General features: G+C 59.0%; 18 protein-coding genes. 6 read left to right on the forward strand and 12 right to left on the reverse strand.

All coding sequences use genetic code 11. The annotated features are described in order from the left end of the window. Positions 1 to 135 precede the first annotated feature (135 nt). Together ACFX4T_RS07230 and ACFX4T_RS07235 are read left to right on the forward strand one after the other, a co-directional pair. Positions 136 to 438 (forward strand): hypothetical protein, encoded by a 303-nt coding sequence (locus ACFX4T_RS07230; protein ID WP_377651305.1) that lies wholly within the window; start codon positions 136 to 138, stop codon positions 436 to 438. Positions 439 to 712: 274 nt separating this feature from the next. Beyond that, positions 713 to 1,729 carry a hypothetical protein gene (locus ACFX4T_RS07235; RefSeq protein WP_377651306.1) on the forward strand — a complete coding sequence of 339 codons (1,017 nt, stop codon included), beginning with the start codon at positions 713 to 715 and terminating at the stop codon, positions 1,727 to 1,729. A gap of 321 nt (positions 1,730 to 2,050) precedes the next feature. Here ACFX4T_RS07235 and ACFX4T_RS07240 read toward each other — a convergent pair whose 3' ends face one another. Together ACFX4T_RS07240 and ACFX4T_RS07245 are read right to left on the reverse strand one after the other, a co-directional pair. Continuing rightward, positions 2,051 to 2,638: a hypothetical protein gene (locus ACFX4T_RS07240; protein WP_377651307.1), complete on the reverse strand. Its 588-nt coding sequence runs from the start codon at positions 2,636 to 2,638 to the stop codon at positions 2,051 to 2,053. Between the two features lie 28 nt (positions 2,639 to 2,666). Then, complete coding sequence (locus ACFX4T_RS07245; protein ID WP_377651308.1) at positions 2,667 to 3,599, reverse strand: hypothetical protein; 933 nt, start codon at positions 3,597 to 3,599, stop codon at positions 2,667 to 2,669. Between the two features lie 260 nt (positions 3,600 to 3,859). Here ACFX4T_RS07245 and ACFX4T_RS07250 point away from each other — a divergent pair, with 260 nt between their 5' ends. After that, positions 3,860 to 4,426, forward strand: coding sequence for a recombinase family protein (locus ACFX4T_RS07250; RefSeq protein WP_377651352.1), 567 nt, complete (start codon positions 3,860 to 3,862; stop codon positions 4,424 to 4,426). 74 nt (positions 4,427 to 4,500) lie between these two features. Beyond that, on the forward strand, positions 4,501 to 4,701 hold the full coding sequence (locus ACFX4T_RS07255; RefSeq protein ID WP_377651309.1) for a hypothetical protein: 201 nt from the start codon (positions 4,501 to 4,503) through the stop codon (positions 4,699 to 4,701). Positions 4,702 to 4,773: 72 nt separating this feature from the next. On the opposite strand, the gene ACFX4T_RS07260 is transcribed toward ACFX4T_RS07255, so the two are convergent. From ACFX4T_RS07260 to ACFX4T_RS07295, 8 genes are all read right to left on the reverse strand, one after another. Further along, complete coding sequence (locus ACFX4T_RS07260) at positions 4,774 to 6,531, reverse strand: hypothetical protein (RefSeq protein WP_377651310.1); 1,758 nt, start codon at positions 6,529 to 6,531, stop codon at positions 4,774 to 4,776. Between the two features lie 171 nt (positions 6,532 to 6,702). Next, the gene (locus ACFX4T_RS07265) at positions 6,703 to 6,861 is read right to left on the reverse strand and encodes a hypothetical protein (protein WP_377651311.1); all 159 of its coding nucleotides are present in this window, start codon (positions 6,859 to 6,861) and stop codon (positions 6,703 to 6,705) included. A gap of 272 nt (positions 6,862 to 7,133) precedes the next feature. Then, entirely contained in the window at positions 7,134 to 7,490 is a 357-nt protein-coding gene (locus tag ACFX4T_RS07270) for a hypothetical protein (protein WP_377651312.1), read from the reverse strand. A gap of 172 nt (positions 7,491 to 7,662) precedes the next feature. Then, positions 7,663 to 7,893, reverse strand: a complete 231-nt coding sequence (locus ACFX4T_RS07275; protein ID WP_377651313.1) for a helix-turn-helix domain-containing protein — start codon at positions 7,891 to 7,893, stop codon at positions 7,663 to 7,665. A gap of 427 nt (positions 7,894 to 8,320) precedes the next feature. After that, complete coding sequence (locus tag ACFX4T_RS07280) at positions 8,321 to 9,721, reverse strand: hypothetical protein (protein WP_377651314.1); 1,401 nt, start codon at positions 9,719 to 9,721, stop codon at positions 8,321 to 8,323. A gap of 642 nt (positions 9,722 to 10,363) precedes the next feature. After that, on the reverse strand, positions 10,364 to 11,503 hold the full coding sequence (locus ACFX4T_RS07285; RefSeq protein WP_377651315.1) for a C40 family peptidase: 1,140 nt from the start codon (positions 11,501 to 11,503) through the stop codon (positions 10,364 to 10,366). Beyond that, the gene (locus ACFX4T_RS07290) at positions 11,503 to 12,222 is read right to left on the reverse strand and encodes a hypothetical protein (protein ID WP_377651316.1); all 720 of its coding nucleotides are present in this window, start codon (positions 12,220 to 12,222) and stop codon (positions 11,503 to 11,505) included. Before ACFX4T_RS07290 ends, ACFX4T_RS07285 begins: the two co-directional genes overlap by 1 nt. Positions 12,223 to 12,275: 53 nt before the next feature. Further along, entirely contained in the window at positions 12,276 to 13,169 is an 894-nt protein-coding gene (locus tag ACFX4T_RS07295; RefSeq protein ID WP_377651317.1) for a hypothetical protein, read from the reverse strand. A 185-nt stretch (positions 13,170 to 13,354) separates the two neighbouring features. Between ACFX4T_RS07295 and ACFX4T_RS07300 the strand changes: the two genes are divergently transcribed. Continuing rightward, positions 13,355 to 13,678, forward strand: coding sequence for a helix-turn-helix transcriptional regulator (locus ACFX4T_RS07300; RefSeq protein WP_128397298.1), 324 nt, complete (start codon positions 13,355 to 13,357; stop codon positions 13,676 to 13,678). On the opposite strand, the gene ACFX4T_RS07305 is transcribed toward ACFX4T_RS07300, so the two are convergent. Next, a complete protein-coding gene (locus tag ACFX4T_RS07305; protein WP_377651318.1) occupies positions 13,632 to 13,958 on the reverse strand; it encodes a hypothetical protein in 327 nt (108 codons plus the stop codon). The genes ACFX4T_RS07300 and ACFX4T_RS07305 overlap by 47 nt on opposite strands. A gap of 379 nt (positions 13,959 to 14,337) precedes the next feature. On the opposite strand from ACFX4T_RS07305, the gene ACFX4T_RS07310 reads away from it, so the two are divergent. After that, positions 14,338 to 14,604, forward strand: a complete 267-nt coding sequence (locus ACFX4T_RS07310; protein WP_377651319.1) for a winged helix-turn-helix domain-containing protein — start codon at positions 14,338 to 14,340, stop codon at positions 14,602 to 14,604. On the opposite strand, the gene ACFX4T_RS07315 is transcribed toward ACFX4T_RS07310, so the two are convergent. Next, positions 14,573 to 15,469: an alpha/beta hydrolase family protein gene (locus ACFX4T_RS07315; RefSeq protein WP_377651320.1), complete on the reverse strand. Its 897-nt coding sequence runs from the start codon at positions 15,467 to 15,469 to the stop codon at positions 14,573 to 14,575. The genes ACFX4T_RS07310 and ACFX4T_RS07315 overlap by 32 nt on opposite strands. Positions 15,470 to 15,715 lie beyond the last annotated feature (246 nt).

The raw sequence follows: 15,715 nt of genomic DNA on the forward strand, positions 1-15,715 counted from the left end.
GATCTCCAGCGCATGATGAGCCTACGAGTCACCTCTGGTGAGGTCGGGTCGGCCAGAATCGATCCTGGCGGGGTAGAGCGTGCTAGCGTCCCGCAAGACGTACAGGTGGTCAACCCTCACGAGAGGAGTGGGCCCTTGCCTGCCGCCATCCTTACATCGCCTAACCGTCGGACCCTCCAAGAAGCTGTGGACAGCGGCTTCGAAGAACAGTCCCCCCTTCTCAAAGCGGTCGCTTCAGGCGAACCGCTCGCGCCAGCACCCGGTCTCCTCACCGAACGGGAGACCATCAAGGCCGCGATCGACCGCATAGTTGCCTCGGCGCCGCCCCTTTCACAGGAGCGGCGCGAACGGCTCGCCGTCATCCTTGCCGGTGGCGCGTCACGAACACCTGCCACTGCTGAGCCGAACCCCGGGTACAGCCAGTGGTTGTTGGACTAGTTCAGTTAGCGCAACGAGGGGCCTCCTGCGCCCGGCATGCATTGCGCTCTCCCTGACTCACGGTCGTCGACCTATCATTGCTCAAAACGGCCAAGGACAGCGGGAGGTAACCGTGGGAACCATCGCGTGGAAAAATTGGCGGGCCGCCAACGAACGGAAACAACAGGGTTTACCGCAATACGAGGTGCTCCTGTATTCCGACGCCTCAGTAAAGGGTGGCCCGCTGGTTCTTGGGCCTTACTCAGTCTTGAACACCGTGGCGTATCCATCTCCGATGATGCCTGCAATGGCCATACGCGGGGAGAATCTTGTCGAAATGCCCGAGCTGGTGGATCCCCAAACGAAGAAGCTCCTCCCAACAAATTCGAAGGCCTACCACGGTGGCACTGCAGCCGACGAGATCGCAGCACTGCTCTCGTTGAGCTGCGGAGTCCGCTGCCGCGTGGGCGGCACTACTCGCGACTGGACCACTAGTGGCAACGATCCTTACGGACGGCCTGTTTTCTGGGACATGCAACCGCTCCGCAGGCCAGGTGCTTCCGGTCAGGAGATCCTACCGCGGATTAACGCGCGGCAGGTAGACCTAAATGCCATCCGAGTCTTGCTTCTAACGTTCCCAAACATCGCGGAAAGCAAGGCAATCGCCTTAATTCGGGCCGCCAGGATGTATTCGAACGCTTTGTGGTGGTCCAATGAGGATCCCAACTTTGCCTGGATCCAATTCGTTGGTGCAATCGAGACCGCCGCCAACACCCGAAGATCAGGCCTTCATGGTGAGGCCGCACTAAAAGCCCTCGAAGAACTTGAACCCAAAATCTGGGCAGCCCTCGAAGCGGCCGATAGCTCTATCAAGCAGGATATTGCCGACATCATGGTCCCCAACCTCAAGGCACAAAAGAAGTTCATTGGATTTGTCACGGACTATAATCAAGGCCCTCCCAAACCACGACCGGCGCAATTCCAACAACTCGATTGGCTCGAGCTGGACTCCTACATGGAAGTCATCTACGGACACCGAAGTAAGGCACTGCACGACGGAACACCTTTCCCGGCACCCATGCTGCAGAAACCATATGGCACTGACGAGGAGGGCTGGAGCGAAATGCCACTTGGGATCACCGCGTCAAGCGGCGGCTCCTCGTGGGCTGCCCACCAGTATCCAATGACTCTGCAAACTTTCGAGGAGCTCGTTCGCGGCTGCCTCATACAGTGGTGGAAAGGTCTGCCTCAGGTTCAGTCCACGCAGACCGGGCATACGGCAAGGCGTCAACCAAAGCCTGGCTTAGGCTGACTCGGGCTTCGCGTATCCGTGCTGGTTAGTACCAAACAAGGGCGCACCTGCGAACGAGCCGTTGCTTGCTTACCTGCTTCAAGCCCTGCCCCGGCCCCCGTGCTCTTCCCGTTCCCCCAGAGCACGGCGTAGCTGGCCCCAGAACCAACGTACGAGACGGCCTGCGGGTAGCTCTCCTCAATCACACTTACACTCTATGAGCTGGGCACCGACCAATCAGGGAAATGCTTGGAAGGGGCGCCCGAAAGCCAATCCGTCAGCGGGCACTCAAGCACCCCCGAGCACCTGGCTTCGCGGACGAATAATTTGAGCGGCAGGGCCTCAGTTGGCCCGCTGCTGATTACTCTGCGGTAGCTGGCTAAGCACCTTTTCACCTGCTGCAATCATTTCCTCGATGCTGGTTCCGACTTCGGGGCTTGGTTCCAGCTTCCGAGCTACGCGGAGATTGTTGATAAACATCGCGGCCCACTCGTTCGGCGGATGATGGGCATCTTCAATTTGCTTCATAGTGTGGCCGCTTCCGCTCAGATTCAGCATGGTCTGTTCGAGCAGTCCGTTGATCACTCTGTGCTCGACGCTCATCCACCTGTCCAGACACTTGTAGTGGTCGCTGGACACACCATCAACGAGCTCCATCATGGACGAACGAACTCGCACAAGAACCGGTCGGAGATCTTGAGCAAGAACGTTGGCGCCCACAACGTCCTGCATGGCACTAATGACTTCACTCCAAAGTTCCCGTTGTCTTGCGCGGATGCCTTCCTCTTCAGCCCTAATCGCCCGCTGGTCTGCCGCCGCCGCGCGCTTGTCGGCCCTCGTAGCGCGGCGATCCGCTCGTACAGAGATGATGAAGCCGGAAAGACCCGTTACGCCACCGAGAATGGCAATTACCGTCGCCAGGACGTCCATATCCAGTTTCCCTTTTTACAGTGTCCAGTTAATTCTCCGCATCTTTCGTCGGGTTGAACCAATGCTCCGGAACCGTTTCCGCCCACCGTTCGAGGGGATCAGTATTGAGGCCGTGGTACCCCGCGATGGTGTGAGCAGCCTTGTAAAGTATCAGGCAGCCCAAACGGGCCTGGTAATCGAGGACTTCGGCGACCGGAGGATATGTCCTGAATGTCACGCCCTCTGACTCCACCGCTACCGACTGACGGGCGAGGGCCGTGATTGAGGGGTGCGAGTGGTCGGACAAAGTGTCGTACAACGCCTTACCCGTCTTGACATTGAGAGAGACGAAGAGGTCGTTGGCTTTGCCCAGTGACAGCATGGGTTCCCCTCCTATCTTCCACTCCTCGATGTCCTTGGGCGAATCCAGGGGAGCGTGAACATCATCAGGAAATAGCGACTTGATCGCGGCCAGCAAAGCATCGCGCTCCTGCTTCAGCTGCTTTACAAGGGGTTTATTGTTGAATTTGCCCGCGGTGAATCTTTCTCGCTGCATCGACGACAGCTGTTCAAGTAGAGCTCGAGCGACCCGACGGGCACCGGCGTTGCTGCCTTCCAGCGGCTCGAGCAGCCAGGCAACTCGACCCGCATATTCGAGCTCGGCCCGAACCAGGGGCCAAATCGTCAGAGATACCAGAGGACGTGCTCGCAATTGCGTCGCGACCGCCTGCAGGAGCAAGGAGATCGCTCCCACCATCTCACCCGATATGTAGACCGCCGCGTATTCGAGGTTCTTCGGTCGATCAGGGAGCGAAAGCGAACGGCGCGCATCGTTCGCGTCGAGGGACAATGGGGCTTCCGGAGGGGCACCAGCGAACGCCTGCTGGCTAATCTCCTTCCAGCTGACAACTAAGGACTCGCAAAGCTCCGCGAGCATATTTGCTGTTCGATTCGCATCTTGTACGTCTTGTACATCAGTCATGGATGGGACCTTTCGTCGCACGGATGGCAGACAGGCGTTTGTGAACACATTCCTACATCCTTCCTTGCCCCTGCCCTCGTGCTGGGATCGGCACGCGAAGGAGCAATCGACACGTGCCCGTTAGCCGGTCGATCACCGTGCTCCCAAAGCCTGTCGCCGCGTCTCACGCGATTACTGGCCTGCGCCATGTACGTAAGACCCGCACGATGAAATGCACGGTGCCGGGGGGGATTACTGCAACCATGTTCCTTATGGCTGGAATGAAGATCGGTTATGCGCGGGCCTCGACGAATGACCAAGACCTTACCGTCCAACGCAATGCCCTCGTTACCTTGGGTGTGGATGAGACCCAAATCTTCGTCGATCACGGACTGACGGGGGCAAATCGTGCGCGCCCCGGTCTCCGTGAAGCGATGGCGGCCTGCCGTGCCGGCGATACGCTCGTGGTAACCAAGCTTGAGAGGCTGGCGCGCTCTCTATCTGACGCCAGGGACATAGCCGACGAGCTGACAGCCAAGGGCGTTGTGCTTAGTCTCGGTGGAAGCACCCACGATCCAGCTGACCCGGTAGGCCGTCTGCTGTTCAACGTGCTGGGAATGGTGGCCGAGTTTGAGGCGGATCTAATCCGGATGCGCACTCGCGAGGGTATGGCTGTGGCCAAGGCCAAAGGGCGACTAAAAGGCAAGCAGCCGAAATTGTCCAAGACTCAGCGGAAGCACCTTCTGAAACTGCATGACGCCGGCGAGCATACCCAGGCTGAACTCGCCGAACTGTTCGGCGTGTCCAGGACCACGGTGTACCGCGAGCTCCAAAGGCGCACCACTTAGCACTCTGGCATTCTAAGCAGGGCCTCCCGCAGAAGCCTTAAGAAAGCGACACAGCGTCACCCTAAGCTCGAAGGATGAATGTTGCCTTTGTCATCGCCCTTATAGCTCTCGGAGGCTTGCTTCCAATTGCAGGCCTCTCACGGGTTGCACTGCGGGCTTACCGCCGTTTATCTAATCCTGCAGAGGTTTCCAGTAGCAGGGCACGCTCCCCCATCGCGGATTTGATCGTCGGCAGTGGCTTCTCTGCGCCGTTCGATGTCGCGCAGATGCCTTAGGCAAATCGGCTCCCAGCCGACCCCTACAAGAGCCTCCTAGCCCCGACGTATCAAATTAATCCAACGTGAGCCTTAGCGCCCAGCACCACGTGCGAGATCGCCGTCAGTGATAGCTGGCATCGATTCAAGCTTCGGATGCTCAGGTATTCCGGTTAAAGCCCACGGTTGAGCAGCCACAGTCGTCGCCGGGCTCATCCGTGCAGGACTAAAGATCCGGAAAGGCGTTCCATCTGTTGGCTTGAAATGAACCCTGCGGCCAGCTGCTGTTCCTGCTTTCAGGGCCGCAAGATGACCCGCGCCGTCCCTCGCGACAACGCCAGGGTGATAGACCCCCATACTGCCAATGAACAGCTCTTCACCAACGATATTCACAGACCACTCGTCCGTGCGGATAAATAGGGCCGCCCCCTCACCAAAGAGTCCCGAGTCTGCAATGGAGCGTTTCCCGTTGAGAGTAACGCTGAAGCCATTGACTTCCGGCAGCACTACGCAGCCGCCGGACAGCATGCGTCGGACCACCCGAATCCAAACTCGTTCCATTGGCCCCGGAATATCCTCCGGAAACTCGAACTCGACGTTTAAGTCGGTTTCGATGAAAGCTAGGTCATCAATCAGTTCACGGAACCCTTCGTTGGGCTCGTAGGCGTCAGCGGCTGCCTCTTGCGGAACTCCCAGTTCGCTTGTCTTCCCGTCAACGGTCACCGAAATTTTGGCCGCATCCTGCAAGGATTCAAGAAAGGCGATGATTCGCTGGATCTCGCGGGCCGAGTGGCCAGCCGGCTTGAAAGTGAGCTCCAAGGTACCCTCTTGGGCGAGATTCTTTGGGAAGAACCAGCGCTGAACTAGACCCCCGCCGAAGGCACCTGTGAGGGTCATACCCTCCCAGCCGATGGTTGTGCCTGAGGTTCTTCCCGAGATGCTGTGGATTCTACGGCCATCGTCGTCCGTCAGCGTGACAGCCATCTTGAGCCCGCTGTTCACAGCCTCAGATGGTTCAAGACGAAGACCACCAAAGTCAGACGATCCAGCGAACCATTCCGGTCCGACCTTAGTGAAGGAGGTGACGACGTGTTCGGGAAGCACCAACGGCTCGATCAAGCCGTACCCGAAGGATCGTTCGAATTTCTTATGGAGTTCAGCATCGCCGGGGCCGAACGAGGCTTCCAAGACAAACGATAACGGCTCCCGTAAATGTGCATCGGGTCGCTTGGCATAGAGCTCTTCAACGTAGCAGCCGTTCTTGACGGTCCAGTTCCTTCCCCAATAGGCGCTGATCCCGTCTGCACGGTTATGGAGAAGAATTGCCTCACCCGCCAAGTCATTAGGCTTTGCCAGGACAGACTGCTCTCGGCCAATCCGTGACAGTGCATCAAGGCCGACGTCCCTTGTCGCCCAGTCATGAACGTCCGGATACTCAGCCAAAAGGAGGTCTAAAACCGTGGAGTCGATGAACCGTATGAGAACGCCGCGGCCTTCACGCATCGCCAAGATAGATTTACGTTCGGCCGGAGTGAGTTTGCAAGGCACCACCAAGGTCCACACGGGCGGCTGATGCTCCATCGCCCTCTCTAACGAATGACGGATCTGCTTTCTTCGGTCGCTGAACTTGTTAGAGAACCCCTCGGGAAACCACTTCAGTTGGAGGATTTCCGTAAGTTGCCCCGTGCGCTCAACACGGACGTCGATGTCGACGCCTCCGTCACCGCCACGGCCATCGACAGCCTGCCCAACAAGGCCGTCCCGCGTTCGTTCTCGAACGATGAGCGATTCGGCGAACGTGTTGAAATCGTCCTCGCTGACGTTTCGCCAGTTCACCCTAGACGTCGACATGCTGTCCCCTTTCAAACCGCAGGACCATCGTATCGTCGACCACTGCTGGAACCCATGTCGACTCGCGCCTGGCCGGCGGCTGCGGAGCGGCTGATTCTGCTGGTGGCACGCTCATACTGGATCTTCTGCTGGCATCCGGCAGAGTGATCCTGAAGATAGCTGGACCCTCTTTTAGTCTTCCGGCCAGACAACCTTTTCGCCCATGGTTGTGAGGAAAGCTGTGTACTCCGACACACTAAGGTCACCATGCTTGGCTGCTGTGGTGATGCTGTCCCGGCGGGACCACAGGAACTGCGTGCCGTCTTCGGGCTGGACTGCATAAATGTCCACTCCGTCTGTGCGAGCATGCGGGGCAACCCGGGCTCTGCGGCTGACCGTTCCACGGCTATGGCGTCGTGGACTGCATCCCACTCCCGTTCGCATCCCTCATACCTCAGCCATGCCGAGGCCACCCCATAGGTATGGGAGCCGGGCCCAGGCCCGGACAGCATCCGGCCAGGGTGTCGATTCCCCTCCCATCACCCGGTACAAACAGAAGCGTTGGTCGGCGGCGTCTGCTCGTTCTTCCAGGGCATAGGGGTTGCGTCTGCGGGCGGCATAGGTCAGGTGTTGTCCAAAGCTCGCAGCTCGTCCACCGGGAAGATCGAGTCGTACATGCTCCGTCCGTAGATCAGCCGATGGAAGGGATTCCGGGCACCCCAATGTTGCTTGATCCGTTTCAGAAGGTCCACGACTGGCCGATGTAAAACTGCTTGTACTCGTCGGGGACCATAGTGGATGCGCCTTCTTGGCCATCCAGCGCCGCCAGGGACACCAGCGGTTTGAAGGTACGGGATATGCCGCAGTGCGGTCCCGAAGTCATCGCCATCCAGGGAGTTGAAGTACTCAATGGACAGGTCGAAGTTTCGTAGTGCTCCATCGCGTTGCCCCAACAGGTACAGATCCGAACGCTGGGGCATGTTCCTCATACCGGCATCACCAGGCCGTGTCTTTCAACAACTGCTCCCCCAGCAGTTCGCGGTTCGGCCGCTGCTTCTGGGCACGGCTCGGGTACGTGTACATGTCCCAGGTCATCTTGTGCCCGAACTTCGAGGCCCGAAGCTTCTCGACGAAATGCCCGTGGGCACGCCGTCAGTCAGGGAGGTCACCGGTGGCGATCCGTTCAGCGGTGCTCTTGTACGCTTCGGCAATGTAGTCGTCCACATCGTTGGCTCCGATGCGCCACAGGTTCCTGCCACCGACCTGGACACCACGGAGTTCGCCGGCCTTCAGGAGCGCCCGCACCTGGGCTATGGAGACGTTCAACTCTTCGGCGACCTGCTCGATGGTCAGGAAGCGGTGCTTTTTGGGTTCATCAGCCACTGCTCCATCGTAGAGGCCGAGGAGGGCTGAACCGTCAACCGGCATCTGGCGGCGGCTACATTGTCACCCAGACGGTACGCGCAACACTCGGCCTCATCCCTGAACATGCGCTGGCGGTCGGTGTGGAGATCCGCGGTGCCAAGATCAAGCTGCTGTCCAGCTCGCTGAAAATTCACCGAGGTCCGAACGGAAATGGACGACACTCAGCGAACTGGAGGCCAATGTTGGTCTGAAGGTCGAGGTGGCTGACCCCTATGGCATTCGAAGGCAACGCAAGGTCCTGCCAGGCGTGAGTGAGGTTATTTGGTGGGTGTATCTCGCACGCACGGACGGAAACCCGGCAACCCCCTTCTTGCCGCCCAAGAACCACTTCCTAGGCGGCAAGAGGGACCCTTCTACGTTACTCAGGGCAGCATTATGCTGCCCACTATGCTTCTTCGAGTTCGGTCTCTTCCTGCGGGCGGGGGCCGAACTTGCCCGCGCCGTCGGCATAGATGTTCATGTCAACAATCTGTTTCTTGAACTGGCTGAACTTCCAGTCATCGCCGAAAGCCTTAATCAAGTTCATGGTCGGATCCATGAGTCTCAGCCCTAATAGCCGCACAACCAGAAGCGCAACCTTTCCGGCGACGTATGTATGCTCGGCCGGAGGCATCGGCCCCCGCTTAGCGTGTTTGACGTCGTTGTAGTTGTTCGCGATCGCTCTCGCCAATGCCATCCGAGATTCGGCTATCTCGGACCAGTCGAGATTGACCGCGGAAAGACCACGGAAAACATAGCTGGCAGTCGTCGGCCTCGGCGACCTGCCGTTAGTCCATGAGTCACGCTCGGATTCGACCTCGCGGATGATGTGTCCCGCCGCCTCCAGACTTACCGAGGCGTTCACGATGTGGTCCTCGACGTAAGACTCCGGGCGTCTCAACGTCCCAGCTCCGGGCTGAATCACACGCTCCCACTCTTCGAACTCAGCCAGCCAGCGCCCTAAGCCCTCAACTCCAACTTCCGAGGCTGTCGCTAGTGGGTGCTTCAGTTCCCCCGGAAGGGAGCGCCAGTAGTCCGAGACGGTATTCTCCGACACCATCTCAAAGAACGGTACGTCGACGACCTGGCCGGTGAGAACCTTGGCATTGAACCGGGAATCGCGTATCTCGTGCCGCCTAAACGCTACGGGCTGGCCGTACATAAGTGTGAGTAGCGCGACAATTTTGCGCTGTTCCTCCAAGTGGTCCGCGCACGGCCGGGACGTTTCGTACTTCGTCGTAAGACAGACCCACTCGCGGACGCGAAAACCCGGCTCCTGTTGGTCCGTCGTCCAATTAGTGCTCAACTCGAACGTCACATCCCCGTGACCCCAGGTCAGAGCAGGCGGGGACTCCACTTCGACGCTGATCTTCTGAGCGCGGTTTTTCTCGTCTGCCACGACGGAGTAAGAAGTGGCACCCATACTGGTCCACTCTGTGAGCCCATCAATTTGCGAGCGAAGTTCAGTGACCTCCAATTCATCTTCGAAGTCACCGTCGCGGTCCTTGAAGACGATTTCCTGTGGCGTCACCCTTACCGTCGAGAAACCCTGGCCCCCAAAATTGACCGACGATCCGGAAGTGCGGCATCCATACAAGGTGAATCTTCCACTTCCCGTCAACAACTCAAGGTTGGACGGCGGCCGACCATTCCTGGCCCAACCTTTCACTGAAGCGAACTGAGGAGTGTTGTTTAGAAACGGAACCAAGAGGCTGATACCTTTCAACTCCTCGAAAGTCAACATTCCCGTCACATACGGCGCCCCCTCGACGTTGTCGATTATGAGCCCCGGCACGGTATCCCCCATTGTGAAACCTTGCTTGTCCACTGCTTCCCCCATGTTTAGGCCAACGTGAAGGAGTCTAGCGGGCGGCCCCCAGAGGTTGTCACCGAACGGCCCTGCGTTCCGAGGCTACTGCGAGATCCCATCCATATGCAGATCCAATCCTGGCTCAGGCACGGGGGTCGCCCGCTGTAGCCAATTTCCGTCAATATTCCGTGCATCAGATGGATATGTAACATTCGGGAGGAGTACTTCCCGCTAAAAAGGACGCCACGTATGGAGGAGCGACCGGGTTGGTACTGGGACAAGAACAGGCCTCGTCGTGTCACCCACTGCAGACCCTGCCATACTCAGCCGCTGCTGGAGCCTGGCAGAGGGGCGGGCCGGGTGCGGGGAAAAGGTTGCTCAGACGCCCAAACAACCAGGCAATGTTAGTAACAGGGGTGGGTCATGCCTAGGCCAAGAACCTGGCCAGCCAAGGGAAAGGTGGCCCGCGGAGCAAACAACACACCCATCTCCCACTAGAACACTTTGGCACCAGACATCACAGTTAGATGGGTAACTGCCCATTCCTGCGGCAATTGGCGGGGTGACCGCCTTAATCCGATGATCTGAGGCAGGTCTGTCCCTCCATGCCTCGGATTGGATCGGACCTCGGCGCGCAACTCAAGAGGCACCGACTAAGCGGCGGTCATCTCTGGTCCCCAGAAGGTCGAAGAAGGCTGTGCCGGGGTTCCAGTCGATTGGGTGCAGCAGCGTCCCGGCTGACGGATTGAGGGCGCTATACATCATCCCATTGCCAGCATAGATACCCACATGGCCCCAGCTGTACGGACCTTGCTGGTTCTGCACCACCAGGTCACCCACTTTGGGATTGTCGGTCATCCGTCCAACTCGCCACTGTTCGACACGGGGCAGTTCGATACCGACCTGTCGATAAATCCACTGTACGAAGCCCGAACAGTCCCAAGCCTTGAATCCCGTGCCGCCCCAAACATAAGCGCCGCCCACACCCATCTTTGTGTAGCGGAGAATATCCTGGCGAATCTGGCTCAATCTCTCCGTTGACACGGCGTCAGCGCCGGCCGATTGGGCCTCCTTGCAGACGGGCGCTGGAGTTGTCCCATCCAGTGCCGCGACAATGACTGATGCCTGCGGCTCCCAACGGGCATAAAGTTCAGGGAAAGCCGACACCTGTACGGCCTGTGCTGCCTGCCCCTTACCCATGGAAGTCCATCCGGGGATATCTAACAGCCCACGCGGGCTTCCGTGATTCGGCCCCGACGGCCCTCCGTAAAAGGCTCGCGCGTTGTAGGTAATGTCCATCAGCTCCTGGACGCTCCCCCATCCCGCCGCAGGACGTTGCTGAGCCGAGCCCACGGAGTCATGATCACTCCCAACTCCGTCGTGCGGAAAGTTGAACGACTCGGGGACACTGGTGTTGGCCAACATCCGCAGGCTGGACTCCTGGAGCGACATCATGATGGCAATCACCAACGCCTCGCGGGGTAAACCAAGGCCTCTGCCAACCGAAACGTAACCCTTGGCGACATTCATCTGGGCCGCTGACAACCCGGCGACTCCAACGCCGACAGGTAGGTCCAGCGCGTCAGGGGCTTTGCCGGCACCAGCGTCAGCGCTAGGGACACAGGCAAATACCGCCGTCGGACGATCCTCCACCAAGACGACCCCCACCGCACCGGCAACGACAGCAAACGCGAGGGAAGCCACTGCCACGAATGCTCCGACCAACCTGAAAAAGGTGCGGCGTCGTCGAAGAAGAACGGCGAGTCCCAGATGGCGCATCAGTAAACGATCCGGTCGGACGAGGCGTAGAACCCGACCATCACACATCGGTTAGCGGTTGCCGTCGTCGCGGGAGGACAATTCACCATGACACTAACGGGTGCCGAGTATGAGTTGGTAGTGGTTGATGTGTGGTCGGTTACTTGAAGCCGAACGGTGCAAACATGAAGCCCGCGCCACGGAGCAGGTCGTTCACGCACTTTGACGAGCTGATCGTCGCACGCCAGCGACTCTGATTTCGCCTCACGGTAGGCGCCTTGACCGGCCAACGTCGCGAAGGATCCAGCATTGACACCCGTTGCCTCGAACTCTTGAACGAGCACCGTCCATGGATTGGAACCGTCTGGCAGCAGGACCCAGAGATCACGTATCCTGCCGTAGACCTCTGAGTACGACGAAGTCCGCGTGTCCCATGTGTAGATAGTCTGGGCAGCAGATGCAGCAATAGCGCGAAAGTCAGTCGGCTTGGGCGCAAGAGGCACCGTACGCGGCTTTACCGTCGGCGAAACCTTCGTGGCATTCCGTGGAACACCGGAGGAAGCACTTGGCACCGGCGCGGTAGCCACTGGCGTGGCCGAAGGTCCGGCTGCCCCGATAGCTGGCTCTTTCTGCGGCCAGGCGATCAGAAGAACCAACGAGCCAAGGATCAAGAGCAGAGTCACGCCCAAGACCCAACGCCGTTGCCGCCCTCGAGCCGTAGTAGCGCTGAAAGCGCCCATAGTCCTCTCCTCAAAGCAGCCGATGGCATTGCAGGCGGCACAGCGGCCACCGATCAGACGAAATTGGTCGCCCTGCGCACGACGCGCCAAGCGGTCTGGTAGAGCCGGCGTGCTGTGCCGATCTGGACAGCCACGTAGCGGTCAGTCACACCGAGGTCGCGCGCAAGCCGTGCAATCGCCTCTTGGCGTTCGGCCCCATGAACCTCAGGAAGAACAATCGCCTCGGCAACGGCGCGGAGGAGCGCGCTCGGGAGACACTCAACGGCGCGCTGACACAGCTGAGCGATATCGCGAACGCTTCCTGGCGCCACGTCGAGTGCTTGGCTAACTGTCTTCGCCGTCTGCCGGACGGCGGTTACGGCGTTCCACCGTCGGCGGTCCTGCGGTGTTGGAAGGGCGTACTGACGGGGCGCGGTGAGACTATAGACCGCCTTCCGCCATGTCGGTGCCGATACTGCCTCACGAGTCAACCGCAGCACCATCACAGCCCATTCGTGATCGATGACTTCCTGTGTTTCTGGGTTGTCCTGGGCGAGGAGGAGCGCCGACAGGTGTCCCCAGGACCCGGAAACCTCGTCACCCGTCGGATCGAGCAGCAAGGGCAGGGTCTTATGGTTGAGCTCGCGACGGACATGAGCCGCGCAGATATTCGACGTCACACCCTGAACCCAGGCTTCAAACGGAACTCCAGGGAGCTGACGGTAGTGCCCCTTAGCCACCCCGTCCCACACAGCTACACGGATGTCTTGCAGCACATCGTCAACGTCGCAGGCACGTCCGATGTGCCCGAGGTGCGAAACCACGTATCGACGCACCCCCTCGACCGCTCGCATTATCTGGTCAACGGGCACTGACAATGTGGGCGCTGGCGGACCTATCAGGGAGATGTCCACGGTTTCGGACCGTGCAGGTAGTTCTTCGGCTTGCTCCGCCTTGTTGAGGCTCATAGCCCTCACCGCTTCGAATAGCTACTGTTCTCTACCGTTCGCCGCGCCGCGGCTACGTTGGAAGTGATCGGATGAAACAAGCGACCACGAACACAAAGCATCTAACAAATATTGTCAAAGATACTTTAGATATCGTCAAGAGTGCCGTTCTTACTTTTTTCATGTTGTTCAGCAAGAATTGGGGCATGCCACGGATTACGCAGCCCCACGATGACGCCTGGTCGCCCGACGTCGAGGCAGCTGTGGCAACCTTCGGCAACAGAGCCCGGAACGAGATCTTGCGGTTTCTTACAACTTTCGGTCCCGCAACGCGAGGCGACATCGTCGATTCCGTAAGCGCCGGCGAACCCAGTGTGGCTAAACACTTAGTTGCACTGGAGCAGGTCGGAGCGATAGTCGTCGACGTCCCCGCTGGGCGGCGCCATGGCCGCTCCCCTCGCTACTCGGCGAACCCGGCGCGTATCAAGGAGTTACTGGACGCCCATCTGCGGTATGTCCTGGAGGAGTAGCTGCGGCCCTCTCACCATTCGGATGCAAGCCGATGTCTTTGTTCAGGTACTCAGATATGGCGCGCAACGTTTCCGGTGAGATGTCTCCCAGCGTCCTAACAGCGAATGACTTCACACGCGCGGCCCTCAACGACTTCACGAACTCCAGCTGCGAATCGATGCGTTCCGGGATGTCGCCTTCGACACCCTTCTGCAGATAGGAGGGATCGACGTCGAACATGTCACAGATGGCCGCGAGCAGCTGCGGATCACTAACCAGGCGCCCTGTTCCATCCTTCATATAAAACCATCGGGCCCTCGAGATCTTGACTCCTCGCGCCTTAAGGCCCGCCTCAATCTCCCTGAACGTGACCGCCACCCCCCGCTCGGCCACAACGACATCTAGCAGCAGATTTAGGCGGCGAGCGAGGGCAGCCTGGGGTGGCAACTCGCCCTCACGGCTAGCGTCCTTTGCCGGCATAATCCGCCTTTCGACTGCCTCGTCCGATTAGTGCAGCTTCTCTGCCATCAGTATTCCGCGAGCGCCGCGGCTAAACAATCAGCTGCACCTTGAATCTGTTCCTCGGCCGACTTCAGGCGTATCCTGTTGCTGTAGACCCGTCTACAGTACCAATATTCCACCGTCCTGAGCCGTGGTTTGCATGTCGACATTAATTTTGATGAACCGAACACGGAGCCAGATCCTTCGCTGCCTCATAAGGAACGGGCCAATGTCTTTGGGGGTCTTGGCTTCAGGGCTTCAGACCTCTCGAGCAACTGTTCGGCGTCATTTGCTCCTCCTCGAGTCGGCTGGCTACGTTCAGTCTTTGGGCGAGGAACGGTACTCCGCACACACCTCACTGATCGAGGGCCAGCTCAGGGATATTGCTGCCCAATACTGCGTGCCAATCCCTCCTATGTACGCGCCATCGATGGAATCGACCTAGCGTTGGCCCGAGGCAGATCGTGGAACCAGTCCTCGACGGACCGTTCCCATTTTTCTGGGTCTACGTTCCACTCGAGCGAGTGGCCCTCAACGTTAAACTGCACGAGCCTTATTAGGTCTGGCCGCAGACTGGCAGCTTTTCTAGATGCTTCAAAGGGCGTCGTGTTGTCCTTCTCTCCGTGAAGAACCAAGATTGGCTTGCTCAATTCAGCGGCTCTAGTTAGCCAGTCCAGGGAGTCGAGGCATATTGGCTCACCAAGGCCGGTCACCCAGCGAAGAGCTTTGGATCGGAGAATGCGGAGGCCTAGGTGCACAAGCGGCTGAGGCAGTCCGGCTGCTTTGGCGTTAGCAGCCAGTGTCGTTCTCCAGTCGAAGACTGGCGCGTCGAGAACCAGCCCGGCTACTCGGGACGAACTCGTTGACAAGGCCGCCGCTTGTAGAGCGATTGCAGCCCCGAGTGACCAACCGAATAGGACAATGCGTGCAGCCCCATTGGAAACGGCGTAGTTGATGGCAGCCTCGACATCGCGCCACTCGCCTTGACCGAGGCTGTATCGGCCATCCGACGACGGTGGCGCGTCGCCGTCGTTGCGAAACGAGACAACCAGCGACGTCATTCCCAGACGCCGCGCGACAGGTATGCCGCGAAGCGTGCCTGCCCTCCTACCGCCCATTCCATGGATGTGTATCGCCCAGGTACCTGCAGTCTCGCCACCGGCAGATGGGTTAAATCTCCAAGCCGGGGCAACGCCGTCGACGACTGGAATGTCCACGTCTGCGTACGGCACACCCAGTTGCTCAGGTTTCGAGTAAACATAACCGCTCCAAATGCCTGCTCTCGCCAGCTCGAGATTCCCAGAGTCCACTCGTTCCACCACGCGGGTTACCGCTCCGCGATTGGGATTGGGTTCAACAATCGGTCCTAGACACGCGTGACCGGCTCCCTGATCGAACCAAAAGCTGTACCGTCCAGGAGCTTGGGTTTGTTCCGTTGCGGGCAGTTCGATTCGAAGCTGCCGATCAGCGCTGGCGCGCACCGATCTAACTTGCAAATTCTCGCGGCGGCTGTAGCTAGGCACGACAACCTGACGCGCAAAATAGGCCGCACCGGC

The sequence above is a fragment of the Paenarthrobacter sp. YIM B13468 genome, assembly GCF_042788025.1.
GTDB lineage: Bacteria > Actinomycetota > Actinomycetes > Actinomycetales > Micrococcaceae > Arthrobacter > Arthrobacter aromaticivorans.